The sequence below is a fragment of the Azospirillum rugosum genome, assembly GCF_017876155.1.
Classification (GTDB): Bacteria; Pseudomonadota; Alphaproteobacteria; order Azospirillales; family Azospirillaceae; genus Azospirillum; species Azospirillum rugosum.
Map to the genome: position 1 here is coordinate 1 of NZ_JAGINP010000021.1, position 15,507 is coordinate 15,507.

At 70.2% G+C, this 15,507-nt stretch carries 18 protein-coding genes and 1 riboswitch; of the genes, 4 read left to right on the top strand and 14 right to left on the bottom strand.

Annotated elements, in window-relative coordinates:
- Positions 1-440: 440 nt before the first annotated feature.
- Positions 441-869, bottom strand: a complete 429-nt coding sequence (locus J2851_RS25080; RefSeq protein WP_209769692.1) for a DUF1489 family protein — start codon at positions 867-869, stop codon at positions 441-443.
- A 103-nt stretch (positions 870-972) separates the two neighbouring features.
- Entirely contained in the window at positions 973-1,311 is a 339-nt protein-coding gene (locus tag J2851_RS25085) for an acyl carrier protein (protein ID WP_209769694.1), read from the bottom strand.
- 116 nt (positions 1,312-1,427) lie between these two features.
- Here J2851_RS25085 and J2851_RS25090 point away from each other — a divergent pair, with 116 nt between their 5' ends.
- On the top strand, positions 1,428-2,363 hold the full coding sequence (locus J2851_RS25090) for a DMT family transporter (RefSeq protein ID WP_209769696.1): 936 nt from the start codon (positions 1,428-1,430) through the stop codon (positions 2,361-2,363).
- Here J2851_RS25090 and J2851_RS25095 read toward each other — a convergent pair.
- The 4 genes from J2851_RS25095 to J2851_RS25110 form a co-directional block, all read right to left on the bottom strand.
- A complete protein-coding gene (locus tag J2851_RS25095; protein ID WP_209769698.1) occupies positions 2,311-3,294 on the bottom strand; it encodes a potassium channel family protein in 984 nt (327 codons plus the stop codon). The genes J2851_RS25090 and J2851_RS25095 overlap by 53 nt on opposite strands.
- A gap of 204 nt (positions 3,295-3,498) precedes the next feature.
- Positions 3,499-4,491, bottom strand: coding sequence for a CHAD domain-containing protein (locus J2851_RS25100; protein WP_209769700.1), 993 nt, complete (start codon positions 4,489-4,491; stop codon positions 3,499-3,501).
- Positions 4,492-4,585: 94 nt separating this feature from the next.
- On the bottom strand, positions 4,586-5,188 hold the full coding sequence (locus J2851_RS25105; RefSeq protein ID WP_209769702.1) for a 2-hydroxychromene-2-carboxylate isomerase: 603 nt from the start codon (positions 5,186-5,188) through the stop codon (positions 4,586-4,588).
- 105 nt (positions 5,189-5,293) lie between these two features.
- Positions 5,294-6,007 (bottom strand): response regulator, encoded by a 714-nt coding sequence (locus J2851_RS25110; RefSeq protein ID WP_209769704.1) that lies wholly within the window; start codon positions 6,005-6,007, stop codon positions 5,294-5,296.
- A gap of 233 nt (positions 6,008-6,240) precedes the next feature.
- On the opposite strand from J2851_RS25110, the gene J2851_RS25115 reads away from it, so the two are divergent.
- On the top strand, positions 6,241-6,426 hold the full coding sequence (locus tag J2851_RS25115; RefSeq protein WP_209769706.1) for a hypothetical protein: 186 nt from the start codon (positions 6,241-6,243) through the stop codon (positions 6,424-6,426).
- Between the two features lie 56 nt (positions 6,427-6,482).
- On the top strand, positions 6,483-6,632 hold the full coding sequence (locus J2851_RS25120) for a hypothetical protein (protein ID WP_209769707.1): 150 nt from the start codon (positions 6,483-6,485) through the stop codon (positions 6,630-6,632).
- Positions 6,633-6,653: 21 nt separating this feature from the next.
- Here J2851_RS25120 and J2851_RS25125 read toward each other — a convergent pair whose 3' ends face one another.
- The gene (locus J2851_RS25125; RefSeq protein ID WP_209769709.1) at positions 6,654-7,061 is read right to left on the bottom strand and encodes a Rid family hydrolase; all 408 of its coding nucleotides are present in this window, start codon (positions 7,059-7,061) and stop codon (positions 6,654-6,656) included.
- 235 nt (positions 7,062-7,296) lie between these two features.
- Between J2851_RS25125 and J2851_RS25130 the strand changes: the two genes are divergently transcribed.
- Positions 7,297-9,453 carry a DUF4139 domain-containing protein gene (locus J2851_RS25130; protein ID WP_209769711.1) on the top strand — a complete coding sequence of 719 codons (2,157 nt, stop codon included), beginning with the start codon at positions 7,297-7,299 and terminating at the stop codon, positions 9,451-9,453.
- Between the two features lie 153 nt (positions 9,454-9,606).
- Here J2851_RS25130 and J2851_RS25135 read toward each other — a convergent pair whose 3' ends face one another.
- The 7 genes from J2851_RS25135 to mgtE all read right to left on the bottom strand — a co-directional run bounded on the left by J2851_RS25135 (position 9,607) and on the right by mgtE (position 15,312).
- Positions 9,607-10,305: an NnrU family protein gene (locus J2851_RS25135; RefSeq protein ID WP_209769713.1), complete on the bottom strand. Its 699-nt coding sequence runs from the start codon at positions 10,303-10,305 to the stop codon at positions 9,607-9,609.
- A 73-nt stretch (positions 10,306-10,378) separates the two neighbouring features.
- On the bottom strand, positions 10,379-10,852 hold the full coding sequence (locus J2851_RS25140) for a hypothetical protein (RefSeq protein ID WP_209769715.1): 474 nt from the start codon (positions 10,850-10,852) through the stop codon (positions 10,379-10,381).
- Between the two features lie 54 nt (positions 10,853-10,906).
- On the bottom strand, positions 10,907-11,350 hold the full coding sequence (locus J2851_RS25145; protein WP_209769717.1) for a PaaI family thioesterase: 444 nt from the start codon (positions 11,348-11,350) through the stop codon (positions 10,907-10,909).
- Between the two features lie 54 nt (positions 11,351-11,404).
- The gene (gene thiG / locus J2851_RS25150; protein WP_209769719.1) at positions 11,405-12,190 is read right to left on the bottom strand and encodes a thiazole synthase; all 786 of its coding nucleotides are present in this window, start codon (positions 12,188-12,190) and stop codon (positions 11,405-11,407) included.
- A gap of 164 nt (positions 12,191-12,354) precedes the next feature.
- Positions 12,355-12,564, bottom strand: a complete 210-nt coding sequence (gene thiS / locus J2851_RS25155; protein ID WP_209769721.1) for a sulfur carrier protein ThiS — start codon at positions 12,562-12,564, stop codon at positions 12,355-12,357.
- Positions 12,561-13,715, bottom strand: a complete 1,155-nt coding sequence (gene thiO, locus J2851_RS25160) for a glycine oxidase ThiO (protein WP_209769723.1) — start codon at positions 13,713-13,715, stop codon at positions 12,561-12,563. Before thiO ends, thiS begins: the two co-directional genes overlap by 4 nt.
- A riboswitch (TPP riboswitch) is annotated at positions 13,707-13,810 on the bottom strand. Its footprint overlaps the gene before it by 9 nt.
- Positions 13,811-13,854: 44 nt before the next feature.
- Entirely contained in the window at positions 13,855-15,312 is a 1,458-nt protein-coding gene (gene mgtE, locus J2851_RS25165) for a magnesium transporter (RefSeq protein WP_209769724.1), read from the bottom strand.
- Positions 15,313-15,507: the final 195 nt, after the last annotated feature.

A 15,507-nucleotide genomic window follows, 5' to 3' on the forward strand; every position in this document is an offset into this window, starting at 1 on the left:
ACTTGATCAGGACCGCTCAAAGCGTTCCTACCCAAGCTTTCGAAACTGTACGTCTCATACTGCTTGACCAGGATGCTCCAGGCGATCCCGCGTTTTGCCGATCCCATACCAGGAACCAGCCCGCGGACCACAACGGCTCATCGCCGCCGCCTGCGCATCCCTTCTCACAACACGGTATCCACTTATCCAAGAACCCGCGGCCCCGAAACGAGGAACCGCAATGCCCCGCGCTCAACCCTCCCGAAGGAGTGAGCCGCCAGGGCGAATTGTCTGTCTTTTTCCGCCGCGCCGCCGCCTCGTTGGCGACCGTCGCTGCGGTGGACGGGGTTATAGGCGCGGCCCCGGCTGCGACGCAAGGGCTTTTTTGACAAGGGAATGAAAATTTCGACAGAGAGCCGCGGGTTCAAGGGGTTGCCGGGCCGCAGGCGCGGCGAGCGGCCTCAGAGAAGGCCGAGGGAGCGAAGTTCCGCGGCGAGATGCGCGGGCAACTCGTCCCCCTGCCCTCCGGCCTCGGCGAGATCCCTCGGCGCGGCGGACGGTTCCAGATAGCGCCACCCCTGGAACGGGCGGTGGGCGGTCGGAACGGTGGGGACCAGGGCCGCGTCGATGCCCAGGGTGCAATAGGATTCCCCCTCCTCGTCCACGCCGGTGTCGATGGCGAGCACCCGCTGGCGCGCCGCCACGCTGCCCTTCACCACCCAATAGATCGAGCCGCCGGCCAGGATGTCGTCGCCGCGCTTCGGCACGCGGCGGGTGTAGACCGGAACGACCGTCCCGCCGGCGGTCCGGACGGCGCGGCGCCCTTGGACCTCGGCGAGATGGTCGAGGTCGCGGATTCCGACGGCGAGCTTGATGAGGTGCAGCGGCATGGACGACTCGAGGAAGAACGTTGGCGGGACAGGTTCGCTGCCGCAGATGGGCATCCGCCGCCGCGTTTCCAGCCACGCCGTTTTCCGTTCCAACGCGCGGGAGTCAGGCGGGCACGTTGTTGAGGGAGCGGCAGCGTTCTTCGAAGAGCGGGGTCACGAAGTCCGGCTTCTTGAGCAAACCGCGCATCCACGCCGTCAGCGTGCAGAGGTCTTCCAGCCGCACGGTTTCGTGGAGCGTGTTCTCGGGAAAGGTCAGTTCGAAGGTCTCGGCGATGTGATCCAGAACCTGTTCGAGCTGTTCCGCGGTGAGACCGATCCCCCCATCCAGCTGAGCACCACGGATCAGGATCTTCTCGTCCACGCCGTATTCATCACGGATCAGCTTCACGATCCAGCGGAAGAGATGCATCCAGTTGGTGATCCCGAGGATCGGCTCCGACATACCCCGCCCCTTATGCACGCGACGTCGGCACGAACAATGACACGCATTTCTTGCAAATTCATTGCGTGAAAATGACGCTTCCGGCCGGCCCGGGAGGGACTGTTAGAGTGCGGCCCATGCGTGCACCGTCCCTGAACCTCGCCCTGTCCATGACCCTGGTCGGCCTGTCGGTCCCGGCCTCCAAGGTGGTCGTGGCTTATGTCCCGCCGCTGCTGACCGCCGAACTGCGCTTCGCGATGGTGGCCTTGCTGCTGGCCCCCCTCGCCCTGCGGGGCGGGCGCGGGTCCCTGCCCGCCTCCGCGCGGGATTGGACGAGCCTGTCGCTGCTGGCGCTGTTCGGCATGGTGCTGTTCAACCTGTTCCTGCTGTACGGCCTGCGCGCCACCAGCGCGGTCGCCGCCGGCATCATCACCAGCACCATCCCGGCGATGACCGCCCTGTCCGCCGCCCTGATCCTGCGCGAGCGGGTGTCGGGCGGCAGCATGGCCGCCATCGCGCTGGCGGTGCTGGGCATGGCGGCGCTGAACCTGCGGCCGGGCGGCGGCGGCGGTCCGGACGACACGCTGGCGGGCAACGCGCTGGTGGTGGGCGCGGTGGTGTCGGAGGCGCTCTATGGGGTCTTCACGCGGCGACTCGGCGGGCGGGTGCCGCCGCTGACCCTGACCTTCCTGGCCAACGCCCTGGCGGCGGTGATGATGGCGCCGGGGGCGCTCGCCACCTCAGGCGGGTTCGACCCGGCGCTGGTTCCGGGCTGGGTCTGGGTGCTGTTCGTGGCGTCCGGGCTGGCGAGCGGCTTGGTCGCGGTGGTCCTGTGGATGCGCGGGATCGCCCATGTGCCGGCCAGCCGGGCCGGCCTGTTCACCGGCCTGATCCCCGCCGCCGGCGTGCTGGCCGCGGTGCTGTTCCTGGGCGAGGAGTTCACGCTCGCCCACGCCGCGGGGCTGTTGTGCGTGCTGCTTGGGATCGTGCTGGGAACCGGCGCGCTGCGATGGCCGGGCTTTACAGGGGGTCGTTCCGGTCGCGGCGGTCGCGCGGGTTCGCGTGGCCGATGATCGCGCTGAAGCCGAACAGCAGGAGCAGCACGCCCATCACGATCTCGATCCCGCAGACGAGCCGGACCGCCCCCGTCACCGGGTGGATGTCGCCGTAGCCGACCGTCGCGAAGGTGACCAGCGAGAAATACAGCCCCTCCGGAAAGGTCAGGTCGCGCCGCACGCCGTCGACGACGAAGTTCGGCTCCATCATGAAGCGGTCCATGATGGTGTAGAGCGCGCCGAACATGATGATGCAGAGCGAATAGAAGGTCAGGAAGGCGAAGGCCGGGAGCACCAGCCGCGACGCCTGCTGGAAGAAGCCTTCGAACAGCAGCCCGGCGTCGAGAAGGAAGATCGCGATGTCCCGCGCGACGAAGGCCACGATCGCGCCGATCGCCGTCATGGACAGCAGGAAGATGAGGGTCAGCGTCTCCGGCGCGATGTTCCGGCCGGGGAGCAGGAAGGTCAGGGCGCCGATGCCCCAGACCGGGGCCATCCACAGGAAGATGCGGTCGAAATGCCCGCCGTCGCGCAAGCGGCGCGACATCACGATGGTCCGGATCGTGCCGGCCCGCCACCAGGCGCCGCCCAGGAAACCGGCGAGCGGTATCACGAAGGCGATGGCTTGGATGTGCGGCTGGATGTCGTGGAAGTTGCTTTCCAGGAAGAAGACGAAGACGCAGGCGTAGACGCCGATGAAGTTCGCCAGCGCCAGGCTGAAGAACTGGCTGCCCGGAAAGAGGTAGTGGAACGCCCCCACCACCAGGCCCACCGACCCCAGCAGGACGAAGGCGAGGTCGCCCGACACCGAGCGGATCGACAAGGCGATCATGCCCAGCAGCAGCGCGGTGAGCACCGCCCCGCTGACCCAGGAATGATGCGCTGCGTTGCGCGGCATGTGCGCCGGGCCGACAGTCTTGGCGCGGCGTTCGGGTACGATCTGGTCCATGGGCGAATCGAATGGGGGCGAGTCGAAGGGGGGCGAATCGGCTTGCGGTGACTTACCCTTTATAGCGCCATGGGCTTTCCGTTTGGCAGGATTTTCGCGCGGTCGGAAGCCGTCGCGTCCTTGGTCACAATCCGCCGGCGCGGATTCTCCGCCACAGGTTGAGCGTACCGCCACCGGCTTTCCGTTTACCGGGAAAGGCGCCCGTCACGCCGCCGCCGGGCGGCTTGGGGCGACGCCCGCGACTCGCTTCGCGGTGCCGGCCGGGGCCGGGGCCAGAACCGACCCGTGCCACGCCTTCCAATAGACGCCGAACCGGTCGACGACGTCGGACGGCCGGTCGGCGTAGAGGCGCAGCCCGATCGGCATGGCCTCGTGCCGCAGCTCCCGGCAGCGCCGCTCGACCAGGGCGGCCAGCGCCTCCGCCGTCGTGGCGTCCAGGTCGCTGGAGGCGGCGATGTCGCGGAGCACCACGAGGTCGTGGTCATGGCCGACCAGGTCGCTCACCCGCTCCAGCTCGTCCGACAGGGCATCGAGCGGCCCCGGCCAGAGGGGGCACAGGATGCGCGTGTGGTACCAGAAATACTTCACCTGCTTGCGCCAATCGTGCCAGGCGTGGGCGTCGGACCCGGCGTCGAGCGCGCGGAACAGCTGGCGGCCGTCGCGGTAGACCCGGTGCAGGCCGGGGCGGAGCATGGCCATCCCCTTGCCGTTGGTCTTGCCGTTGCCCTTGCCGGACAAGTGCCAGGCGGCGATCCGCTCCCGCGCGCCGTCCAGCTGCTTGGCGACACGGGCGGGCATGTCGCCCTTGTCCATCTGCTCCGCTTCGATGGCGCGGCAGCGTTCGACCAGGGTGGCGCGCAGGCGGGCGAAGGCCTGCCCGTCGAGCTGGTCCGCGAAGTGGGCGGTCAGCTTGTCCAGCGACTCGATGATGGCCGCGGTGTCGCGGACCGCGGACAGTTCCCGCTGCGCGTCGCGGACGAACAGGTTCTCGCGCCGGTAGGCCTCCGCGCCGAGCGCGCCGCGGGCGAGACGGAGCAGGGCGCGCAGCTTCTTGCAGGCCTTGCGCGCCTCGTGCACGCCCTTGTGGCGGCCCTCCTCGGGCTCGGCCAGGGAGCGCACCGCCTTGTCGATCTGTTCGAGCGCGATGCGGCGGATGCCGTCGGCGACGGGTTCGTCCCGCCGGATGCAATAGCCCATGATCGTCCCCCTCCGAATGACTGCGGCTGCATGGCAGCCGCGGCCGAATGACTGCGGCTGTACGACAGCCGCGGCCATTCGGAGGTTCCGCCGCTCACCAGCCGCCGGTGGCGAGCCAGCGGTCGACCATGTCCAGCCGGTCCCAGCCCCAGAAGGGCTCCTCGTCCACGATGATAAAGGGGGAGCCGAAGACGCCGCGGTCGACGGCCGCCTCGTTCTCCGCGCGCAGGCGGTCCTTCACGTCCTGGTCCTGGAGCGCCGCGGCGACGGCCGCGCGGTCGAGTCCCTGAGCGCCGGCGATCTCCACGATGGTCGTGGCGGGGCCGATGTCGCGCCCCTCGCCCCAGTGGGCGTGGAAGATGTTGCGGGCCAGCAGCTTCGCCTGCTCCGGATGCTCGTCTGTCAGCCAGTAGAAGGCGCGCGCCGCCGCCACGCTGTTGGCCGGGGCCGAGTCGGGGTAGGTGAAGGGCGCCTTGGTCAGCCGCGCGATCCGGCCGACGTCGTGGACCAGATACTCGCCGCGCAGGGGCTGTTCGAGGTTCGGTTTCATGCCCGTCACCTTGAAGATCGCGCCGAGCAGGACGGGGCGCCAGGTGACGGTGCGGCCATGCGCCGCAGCCAGCTCCTCGATGCGGCGGCTGGCGAAATAGCCGTAGGGCGAGGAGAAGTCGAAGTAGAAGTCGATGGGATCGGGCATCCACGGTCCTCCCGGATTCGGTTTTCCGGAAAGGCTATCCCGCGGCGGCGCCCCCGTCCATCCGGCGGGAGGTCAGAACGGCGCCTCTGACGGGGCAGACGCTTGTCAGACCGTCTTCACCTTGGCGTCGAAGACGTAGCCCGCCCCGCGTTCCGTCTTGATGATGCGCGGCTCCTTCGGATTCGCCTCGATCTTGCGGCGCAGGCGCAGGATCAGCACGTCGATGGAGCGGTCGAACACCTCCGCCCCGTCGGCGCGCGTCAGGTCGAGGAGCTGGTCGCGCGTCAGCACGCGCTGCGGGCGCTTCACGAAGGCGGCCAGCAGGCCGAACTCCGCCTTGGTCAGCTCCACCTCGCGCCCGTCCTGGCCGCGCAGGCGCTGGGCGGTCAGGTCCAGCTCCCAGTTCGCGAACTGCACCACCGCGCGCAGTTCGTCCGGGCTGCGGGGCGGCCGCCCCTCCCCCGACACGCGGCGCAGCACGGCCTTGATGCGGGCCAGCAGCTCCCGCGGGTTGAAGGGCTTGGTCAGGTAATCGTCGGCGCCAAGCTCCAGCCCGACGATGCGGTCCACGTCCTGGTCCTTTGAGGACAGGATGATGACGGGAATGTGCGATTCGGTGCGGATCTGGCGCACGAGCCCCAGCCCGTCGCCGTCCGGCAGCCGTAAATCGCAGACCACGAGGTCGATCGGGTCGCCTTCCAGCGCCACCTTCGCCGTCGCGGTGTCGGGGGCAGTCGTGACGCGATAGCCTTCCGACGCCAAATACGACGCCAGAAGCTCCCGAATGGGCTCGTCATCATCGACCGCGAGAATATGCATGCCCAATACCTCCCGACCCCTTCTTAACCCACTGTAGAGGCTACACGCAATCGGTTACAACCCCGTAACAGGCACGCGTCCTGCGACCCATGGGTGAATCGGCTGAAACATCCTGCGCGTCGACGGAAACGAAACCGCAGGGTTCCTGAAATCTCGCGTTCATATGAATGGGTTTTACTCCGCCCCGCACCGAAACACCGCAACGTCGCGGGAACGCCGGGGGAATAGACACCATGTCCGTGATCGACCAGTGCCTGGAGCGGATGGCTCATCTCGATCGGGCCGATCACCTGCTGAACGAGATGCGCGTCTACAACGCGCGCCTGCCCATCCGCGAAGCCATGGCGCAGCACCGCGCGCTGCTGAGCGAGGCGCGGCGCCACATCGAATCGGCCCGGTCGCTGACCGGCGAAGCCTGATCCCCTGAGCCGGCCACGCGATATCCGGCCAACCGACATCCTAAGGCGATCCGCGCATGCCCCCGGTCCATACCCCGCCGGCCCATGCTCCGCTGGCCCATGGCCAGGGCTGCGACGGCGAACGGCACGCCGACCATCCCGCGGACTCCAACGGTCTCTGGCGCGAGATGATGAACCGCTGGCTGCCGGAGGACCCGGCCGGCTGATCGGGCCTTCCCCGGTTGCGATCATCGCCGCGCGGTGACCTCGATCTCGATCTTCATGCGCGGATCGGCCAGCGGGCATTCGATGGTGGTGCTGGCCGGCTGGATGTCGCGGAACTGGTCCGCCAGGATGGGGGCGACCCGCGCGAAATCGGCGGCGTCCGCCAGATACACCCGCACCCGAACCACGTCGGCCAAGTCCGCGTCCGCCCGGCGCAGGATCGCGCGGATGTTGCGCACGGTCTGTCGGGTCTGCTCCGCCACGTCGTCCGGCATGGCCCCGCCGTCCTGGTCGTATCCCGCCGTGCCGGGGATGAACACCCACCGCCCGTTGACCAAGGCACGGGCCACCAGGGCGCGGGCGCACCCGCCGGCAACCCCGAAGGGGCCTTCGGACGGCACGGCGCCGGACGGATGCCTCGATTGCCCCATGCTGTCCTCCCCCGATACGGCGTTATCGTTTTTGTCGTCTACGAACAGCATGACACAATCCCCGGCGCGGGCCAGCGTCCACTGCCCCTCTCTTTCGGCGAACTCCACGGCGCGGCTGCAGCTTTTGGCGAATCGGGCTCCGCGGAAGGTCATAGGCCTCCGCCGCCCCATTCTTTCCCAATTGGGAGCGTAAGCCGGGCTTTGGAGGAGTTCTGTCCATCACGGGAGTACCCGCATGTCCGGGATCACCAAAGCCGCCGCCGCTGCACTGGCAGCCCCGCTGCTGGTCGCGTCCTACGCGGCCCTGCCGGCCTTCGCCGCAGAGCAGCCGGCCGGCGGGCTGGCGTTGAAGCGCGTGCTGCTGTCCACCGGCGGCGTCGGCTATTTCGAGCATGAAGCGCGGGTGAGCGGCGACGCCGCCCTGACGCTGGAAGTGCGCCGCGACCAGGTGGACGACGTGCTGAAGAGCATCGTCGTCTACGACGACCGCGGCGGAGTCGGCACGGTCGATCTCGCCGGGCAGGAGCCGCTGGAGACCGCCTTCCGCGAGCTGCCCTTCACGCCGGACGACCTGGCCTCCCCCACCGCGCTGCTGAACGCGCTGAAAGGGGCGGAGGTGCGCGCCGCCGGCTCCCGGGACCTGTCCGGGCGCCTGCTGTCGGTGACCGAGGAGGCCGTCCAGCTGCCGAACGGCGTTGGCGTGACGACGCGGCACCGCGTCAGCCTGATGACGGCGGAGGGGTTGCGCCAGCTGGTCCTGGAGGACACCGACTCGCTGCGCTTCGCCGACCCGCGCGTGCAGGCGCAACTCGACAAGGCGCTCGCCGCGGTCGCCGACTCGGCGGGCAAGGAGCGGCGGCGCCTGACCATCCGCATGACCGCGCCGAAGGACAACGCGGGAGCGGAGCGCACGGTGCGCGTCGCCTATGTGGTCGGCGCCCCGCTGTGGAAGGCGACCTACCGGCTGACCCTGCCGGAGGTTGGGGCCGGGGCGAAGACCGGCAACCTCCAGGGCTGGGCCGTGCTGGAGAACCTGAGCGGCGACGATTGGAACGGGGTGGAGCTGTCGGTCGCCTCCGGCAATCCGGTGACCTTCCGGCAGGCGCTCTACTCCGCCTATTTCGTGAACCGGCCGGAGGTGCCGGTGGAGGTGCTGGGCCGCGTGCTGCCCACGCCGGACGAGGGCGCGATCGCCGCCGACCGCATGGCCAAGGCCGAGGCCCCCATGCCCCGCGCCCGCACGGGCGGAGGGATGGCGCCGCCGGTCGCCATGGCCGCGCCGATGGCGCCGTCCCCCGGAGCGTCCATGGGGGCGGATGCACCGCCGCCCGCCCCGTTGCAGATGCCGAAGCCGCTGCCGCCGAACGCTGCCGAGCCCTTCGCCGCGGAGAGCAGCGAGGCCACAGCGCAGGTGCTGTTCCGCTACCCGCAGCCGGTCACGCTGGTCAACGGCGGCACGCTGATGATGCCGATCGTCGCCCGCGCCGTGCCGGCCGAACGGCTGTCGCTGTACCAGCCCGGCACCCAGCCGCGGAACCCGCTGGCCGCGCTGCGCCTGACGAACGACTCGGCAGCCGGTTCGGCGGCGGGGGGCGGCGGAAGCGGCCTGCCGCCCGGCGTGCTGACGCTGTACGAGACGGTCGGCGGCGCTCCGGCCTATGTGGGCGACGCGCGGCTCGCCGCCCTGCCCTCGGGCGAGAGCCGCCTGCTGAGCTTCGCGGTGGACCAGGCGGTGACCGTCGACCGCTCCGACCAGCCGAGCCGCACGCTGTCGCGCGCCAGCCTCGCCGACGGCGTGCTCCAGCTGACGGTGACGGAGCGCCAGACGACCACCTACCGGATCGCCGGCGCCGTCCGCGAGGACCGCAGCGTGATCGTCGAGCACCCGCGCCGCCCCGGCTGGGATCTGGTGGAGCCGGCGAACGCCGCGCCGGACACGACGGCCAACGCCTACCGCCTGCCGGTCTCCGTGCCGGCCGGCAAGACGGCGACGCTGGCCGTGGCGCTGGAACGCCCGCGGGTGGAGCGCATCGGCCTCGCCGACCTGGCGCCGGAGCAGGTGCTGGCCTACGCCGCCTCCGCCGAGTTGCCGGCCCCGGTGCGCGAGGCGCTGGGCAAGGTCGCCGCCCTGCGCACCACCGTCGCCGAGAAGGAACGCCGCGTCGCCGACATCGAGCGCGAGCAGGCCGACATCGCCAAGGAGCAGGAACGCCTGCGGCAGAACCTGTCCACCCTGCCGCGCGACAGCGACCTGTTCAAGCGGACCATCGGCAAGATGGGCGAGCAGGAAACGCGACTCGACGCTCTGTCGCGCGACCTTGGCGCCGCCCGCAAGGAGGCGGACGCGGCGCGGGCGGGCCTGCGGGATCAGGTGCGGGGGATGAAGTTCTGATGGGGGTGTGTGGGGTGGGGAGTGGTTGCGTTGGGCCCCCCTCCCAACCTCCCCCCACTTCGCGGGGGGAGGGGCTTGACGTCGGAGCGGCGGCAGTCCCCTCCCCCGCGAAGTGGGGGAGGGTTAGGGTGGGGGCCCAGTGCAAGGACGGAATCAGTAAGGCAGCGGCGACACCCCGAACACCCAGCGGTGCAGGTGCAGGAAGGCGGCGTAGAGCACCAGCGCCAGGGCGACGCGCCACCAGCCGATCTCGCGCCAGACGAAGCTCTGGCGGCCGGACAGGATGGCGGCGAAGGGGATGTTGGAGGTGCGCGCGGCGTAGCGGTCCCAGGCGGGGCCGAGGCGCCGCGCCAGCTTGGCGTCGATCAGCGCGCTGCCGGCGAGCGCCAGAATTGCCAGGGTGCCGAACAGGATCACGGACGCGAGGTCGCCGTTCGGGACAAGATGGGCCAGCGCCCACAGGCCGACGCCCCACAGGAAGGGGTTGCGGGTCACGCGCAGGATGCCCCGCGCCGGATCCCCTTCCCCGGCCAGCAGCGCCTCCTGCCCGACGGCGGTCGGGTTCGGCGTGCTGAAACCGGCGACGAGCAGCAGGAGCGACAGCGGGACGACCAGCAGCGGCACCCAGGCCTGCCAGCCGGCCACCGACCACAGCGGCTCGTAGGGGGCGTTGTTGTAGGCGGCGCCCAGCCACCAGAAGGACAGCGCGGCGATCAGCGAATAGAGGCCGAGGTAGGGCTTCTCCCCCAGCCGTGACGTCAGGGCACCGCGCAGCGGCGTGCTGGAGATGCCGAAATGCGTGATCAGCAGGAACAGGCCTGCCGCGGCGACGTGGGCGATGCTGCCGGTCATGCGGGGCTCCGCGATGGAGACGAACCCGCCCAGCTTACGCCAATCGCCGCCGCGGCGCCCTGTCAGTGTCAGGTCACGCGCCCTTTTCGACCGTGGTGGCGCTGCAATAGGCCCAGTCGTCGCCCTGCAGGCCGAAGAACATCGCCACCGGCTGCTTGCCGGAGCGGTCGATGACGACGCGGAAGCGGCTGCCGGTGCAGGATCCTGCGGCCTGCTTCTGGTAGGGCAGCTTGACGTGCTTGGACTTCAGGCAGGTGTCGGAGACCTTCGGCGGGTTGGCCGGGCCGTCGACCTTCTTGCCGTTCAGGACCATGTAGTAGTTGGTCGCCTGCCCGCCCTTCACGTCGGCCTTGATCTCGATCTTGCCGAATCGGGACTTGTAGAGCCCGGCGTCCTGCTCCCCGTCCGGCGCGCCCGGCGGGATGGTGCGGAAGGAGATGGCGGCGCAGGACGGCGGCTCCTTCTTCTGGGCGTGGGCCGGGCCGGCGAGCGTAAGGGTGGCGAGCCCGGCGACCAGCACGGCCCCGCAAAGACGCGACAGCGACATTGGATTCTCTTCCTTAGGGATGACGCAACCGGGCTACCCCATACAGCGGAACAGTCAGGCCGGCGACTGACAAAAGACGGTCTGCTGCATGATCGCACAGTCCTTCTCCACCCCGCCGTCGAGCATGGAGACCTCCACGCTGGTGACGGCCAGGGTGCGGCCGGCCTTCAGCACGCGGGCGCGGGCGATCATCACCTCACCCTTGGCCGGGGACATCAGGTTGATCTTGAACTCCACGGCCAGCACCTCGCTGCCCGGCGCGGTCAGCGACAGGGCGGCGTAGCCCCCGGCGTTGTCGGCCAGCGTGGACACCATGCCCGCGTGGAAATAGCCGTGCTGCTGCGTCAGCGCGGGGTTGAACGGCATCCGCATCTCGCAGAAGCCGGGCTCCACGCGGGTCAGCTCGATGCCCAGGGTGCGGCAGATCGGCTGGCGTTCGAAGCTGGCGCGGCAGCGCGCCTCCCAATTGGGATCGCGTGGATCGAGGCGCTTGGTCAAGGGATGGGCCTTTCCGGTTGTGGAAACGGGAGCGGCCCCTACCCTGCGCCAGCCTTACGTCCCGATCAAGCCAAGCTGAGGGCTGGACGGCTCCGCGAAGGCGCGCTTGGGCATGCGCCCGGCGAGATGCGCCCCGCGGCCGGCGGCCACCGCGTCGCGCATGGCCGCCGCCATGCGGACCGGGTCGCGCGCCTTCGACACGGCGGTGTTCAGCAGGACGGCGGCGCAGCCCAACTCCATCGCCAGCGCCGCGTCGGACGCGGTGCCGATGCCGGCGTCCAGCACCACGGGCACCGGGCTGCGCGCGCAGATGGTCTCGATCGCGTGCGGGTTGCGGATGCCGAGGCCGGAGCCGATGAAGGCCCCCAGCGGCATCACCGCCGCGGCCCCCAGATCGGCCAGCTTGCGGCAGGTGACCGGGTCGTCGTTGCAGTAGGGCAGCACGGTGAAGCCGTCGGCCACCAGCTCTTCGGTGGCGCGGAGAAGCTCCTCCACGTCGGGGTAGAGCAGCTCGCGGTCGCCGATGACCTCCAGCTTGATCCAGTCGACGCCCAGCGCCTCGCGCGCCAGCTGGGCGGTCAGCACCGCCTCCCTGGCGGTCAGGCAGCCGGCGGTGTTGGGCAGCAGCCCGACCCGACCGCCGAATCGGCTCGCCAGCACGTCGGTGAGGCTTTCCGAATAGCCGTCCAGGCTGATGCGGCGGATGGCGACGGTGGCAAGCTCGCTGCCGCTCGCCTCCAGCGCGTCGAGCATGACCTGCTGGTTCGGGTATCCGGCGGTGCCCAGGAACAGCCGCGAACCGAGGCCGCGGCCGGCGATGGTGAGGGTGTCGGTGTGCATGGGGTTTCCTCGAAAGCATTCTTGTCCCCTCTCCCCCTGGGGAGAGGGTTAGGGTGAGGGGGCGCCCGAAGGGCGTCCAAGCACTGCAATGAGCCAGCGTTTCCGGCCTGCGGCCGCCCCCTCATCCCAACCCTTCTCCCCGGAGGGGAGAAGGACTCTGCCCCTCACCCGCCCTGGACGGGGCGGATGATTTCCAGGGCGTCGCCGGCGGACAGCGGCGTCTGGTCCCAGTGGCGGGAGGGGACGACGGCGCCGTTCAGCGCCACGGCGACGCCGCGGGTGCCGGGGACGATGCCGCGGCCGGCCAGCAGGGCGGCAACGGTGTCGGCGGCGAGATCCTCGTCGCGGCCGTTGATGCGGATGGTGCCGTTCATGCCGCGGCTCCCTTCGGCTGGAAGCGGTCGAGCGCGAAGGGGCGGATCACCGGGTCGCTCTCGCCGGTCAGGACGAGGCGGGCGATGGAATCGGCGGTGACCGGGGTCAGCAGGATGCCGTTGCGGTGGTGCCCGGTGGCGAGCACCAGCCCTTCCACCTCGCTCAGACCGAGGATCGGCGCGTCGTCGCGGCTGCCGGGGCGGAAGCCGGCCCAGGCCTCCTCGATGGGAAGCTCGGCGATGCCCGGCAGGGCGCGCCAGGCGCCCTCCAGCAGGGCGAACTGGCCCCCGGCGGTCAGCCGGTCGTCGAAGCCGCGCTCCTCCGTCGTGGCGCCGATCAGCAGGCGGCCGTCCAGCCGCGGGATCAGGTAGGTGCCGGGCGTCCACACCACGTGGCGCAGCAGAGGCAGGCGCGGGTCCATGCGCAGGCAGACCATCTGGCCCTTGACCGGACGCACGGGCGGGCGCGCGGCCGGGGGCAGGCCCTCGATGCCGGCGGACCAGGCGCCAGCGGCCAGAACGACGCGGTCGGCCTCGACCAGATTATCGCCGACGCGCAGGCCGGTGACGCGGCCACTGTGCATCTCGATGCGGCTGACCGGGGCGTTCTCGTGCAGTTCCACCCCGGCGCGCAGGGCGGCGGTGTGCAGGGCGGCGGCGAGCTTGCGGTTGTCGACCTGGTGGTCCTCCGCGCAGTAGAGCGCGCCAGCCACGCCGGGCTGGAGGTAGGGCTCCCGCCGGCGCACCTCCGCGCCGCTCAGCCACTCCACCGGCAGGCCGAAGCCGGACTGGAGGCCATGGAGGAAGCGCAGCTTGGCCGCGTCGTCGGCGGTCTGCGCGATGACCATGGTGCCTTCGGTGCGCAGGTCGACGGACTGGCCGCTCGCCTCTTCCAACTCCGCCGCGAAGGCGGGCCAGAGCGCCTGGGAGGCGCGGGTCAGCGGCAGCAGGTTGTCCTCGGCGGGCTCTGTCTCCACGCAGGCGGCGAGCATGCCGCCGGCCGCGTGGGTGGCGCCGCGGCCGGCAAGCCCACGGTCGAAGACCTGGACGCGGCAGCCGGCGGCGGCGAGCTTCCAGGCGATGGACAGGCCAATGGCCCCGGCCCCGACTATGGCGACGGATGGAGAATCGAATGAGGGCGCAGATCGCATGCGGCGGCTCCCTTCGCTGGCATTATCCAGACAGGTTCGATGGGTGTGATCTCAGCCGCACGAGCGCATCCCGCGCGGCACCCCAGCCAATGCGGCGATAATCCAAAACCACCTTTGGTTTGGCAAGCCCGAAATCGGCCTACAGGAGAATCGCCGCGGCAAGTCCCAGGAAGGCGAAGAAGCCGACCACGTCGGTGACGGTGGTCAGGAACACGGCACTGGCCACCGCCGGATCGACGCCCAGCTTGTCGAGCCCCAGCGGCAGCAGCGCCCCGAACAGGCCGGCGACGAACAGGTTGATGACCATGGCGCAGGCGATCACCACCCCGATCATGGGCGAGAACCAGGTCCAGGCGATCAGCCCGACCAGCACCGCGAAGACCACGCCGTTGATCAGCCCGACCAGCACCTCCTTCCCAACGACGCGCAGCGCGTTGGAGGAGGACAGCTCGCGCGTCGCCAGCGCGCGGACCACCACGGTCAGCGTCTGGGTGCCGGCGTTGCCGCCCATGGAGGCGACGATGGGCATCAGCACGGCCAGCGCCACGATCTGCGAGATCGTGCCCTCGAACAGCGAGATCACGCCGGACGCGATGAAGGCGGTGACGAGGTTGACCGCCAGCCACCACACGCGCGAGCGGGCGATATCGCGGATGCCGCTGAACACGCCGGTGTCGCCGACGCCGCCCAGCTTGCGGATGTCGTCCTCCGCCTCCTCGTCGATGATGTGGACGACGTCGTCCACGGTGATGACGCCGATCAGCCGCCCGCCCGCGTCCACCACCGGGGCGGACACCAGCGCGTACTGGCGGAAGAGGTTCGCCACCTCCTCCTGGTCCATGGTGGCCGGGATGGTGTCCACCTCCTCCGTCACGATGTCGGCGATGCGGACGGAGCGCTTCTGCCGCAGCAGCCGCGACAGCGGAACGGCGCCGACGACCCGGTGCATGGGGTCGACGACGAAGATGTCGTAGAAATCCTCCGGCAGGTCGTCGGACGCCGCGCGGACGTAGTCGATGGTCTTGCCGACCGTCCAGAACAGCGGCACCGCAACCAGGTCGCGCTGCATCAGGCGGCCGGCGGTGTACTCGTCGTAGGTCAGGTTCTCCTGGACCAGCGCGCGGTCGGCGGCCGGCAGGTTCTCCAGCACCTCCCGCCGGGTCTCCTCGTCCAGGTCCTCGATGACGTCCACCGCGTCGTCGGTGTCGAGGTCGGCGACGGCGGCGGCCAGTTCCTTCGGCTCGAACAGCCCGACGATCTCCTCGCGGAGGTCGGGGTTCAGGTAGCTCAGCACCTCGCCGTCGAAGTCGGGGCGCAGCAGGCCGACCAGCGCCTCGCGCTCGTCGTGGCCCAGCTGCTCGATCAGGTCGGCGACGTCGGCGGGGTGCAGGTCCGCGATCTCGGCGCGCAGCTCCTCGCGCCGGTTGTCGCGCAGGTGGGCGACGACCTCCTCCACGAACTCCGGCTCGACGCCGTAGCGCCGCTCCTCCTCGCCTTCCTCACGGAGCTGGGCCTCACGGAGTTGATGGGGGCGTTCCGCCGCCCGTTGCGGCTCATCGTCCGGGATGCGATTCGGCTCCTGGGGGTCGGCGTGCATGGCGGACACCCTCCCTTAGCGATGGCAACGCGACGCGACGGCATGGTCCAGAGGGCTGGCGGCCATGGCGCACCGGGGTTTGCGGGTTGGGGGAGCCCCCGCGCGGGTCGTCGCCGGGGCGCCCACGAAATATAGGTGCGCCTCCGCTTTGTCCAGCATGGCAAACGCCGCCCGCACGCCCGGTTCCTCCTTCGC

Excerpts from the sequence above, each read along its gene's own strand:
- J2851_RS25080 (WP_209769692.1), bottom strand. The coding sequence starts at position 869 with ATGCCGCTGCACCTCATCAAGCTCGCCGTCGGAATCCGCGACCTCGAC.
- J2851_RS25085 (WP_209769694.1), bottom strand. The coding sequence starts at position 1,311 with ATGTCGGAGCCGATCCTCGGGATCACCAACTGGATGCATCTCTTCCGC.
- J2851_RS25090 (WP_209769696.1), top strand. The coding sequence starts at position 1,428 with ATGCGTGCACCGTCCCTGAACCTCGCCCTGTCCATGACCCTGGTCGGC.
- J2851_RS25095 (WP_209769698.1), bottom strand. The coding sequence starts at position 3,294 with ATGGACCAGATCGTACCCGAACGCCGCGCCAAGACTGTCGGCCCGGCG.
- J2851_RS25100 (WP_209769700.1), bottom strand. The coding sequence starts at position 4,491 with ATGGGCTATTGCATCCGGCGGGACGAACCCGTCGCCGACGGCATCCGC.
- J2851_RS25105 (WP_209769702.1), bottom strand. The coding sequence starts at position 5,188 with ATGCCCGATCCCATCGACTTCTACTTCGACTTCTCCTCGCCCTACGGC.
- J2851_RS25110 (WP_209769704.1), bottom strand. The coding sequence starts at position 6,007 with ATGCATATTCTCGCGGTCGATGATGACGAGCCCATTCGGGAGCTTCTG.
- J2851_RS25115 (WP_209769706.1), top strand. The coding sequence starts at position 6,241 with ATGTCCGTGATCGACCAGTGCCTGGAGCGGATGGCTCATCTCGATCGG.
- J2851_RS25120 (WP_209769707.1), top strand. The coding sequence starts at position 6,483 with ATGCCCCCGGTCCATACCCCGCCGGCCCATGCTCCGCTGGCCCATGGC.
- J2851_RS25125 (WP_209769709.1), bottom strand. The coding sequence starts at position 7,061 with ATGGGGCAATCGAGGCATCCGTCCGGCGCCGTGCCGTCCGAAGGCCCC.
- J2851_RS25130 (WP_209769711.1), top strand. The coding sequence starts at position 7,297 with ATGTCCGGGATCACCAAAGCCGCCGCCGCTGCACTGGCAGCCCCGCTG.
- J2851_RS25135 (WP_209769713.1), bottom strand. The coding sequence starts at position 10,305 with ATGACCGGCAGCATCGCCCACGTCGCCGCGGCAGGCCTGTTCCTGCTG.
- J2851_RS25140 (WP_209769715.1), bottom strand. The coding sequence starts at position 10,852 with ATGTCGCTGTCGCGTCTTTGCGGGGCCGTGCTGGTCGCCGGGCTCGCC.
- thiG (WP_209769719.1), bottom strand. The coding sequence starts at position 12,190 with ATGCACACCGACACCCTCACCATCGCCGGCCGCGGCCTCGGTTCGCGG.
- thiS (WP_209769721.1), bottom strand. The coding sequence starts at position 12,564 with ATGAACGGCACCATCCGCATCAACGGCCGCGACGAGGATCTCGCCGCC.
- thiO (WP_209769723.1), bottom strand. The coding sequence starts at position 13,715 with ATGCGATCTGCGCCCTCATTCGATTCTCCATCCGTCGCCATAGTCGGG.
- mgtE (WP_209769724.1), bottom strand. The coding sequence starts at position 15,312 with ATGCACGCCGACCCCCAGGAGCCGAATCGCATCCCGGACGATGAGCCG.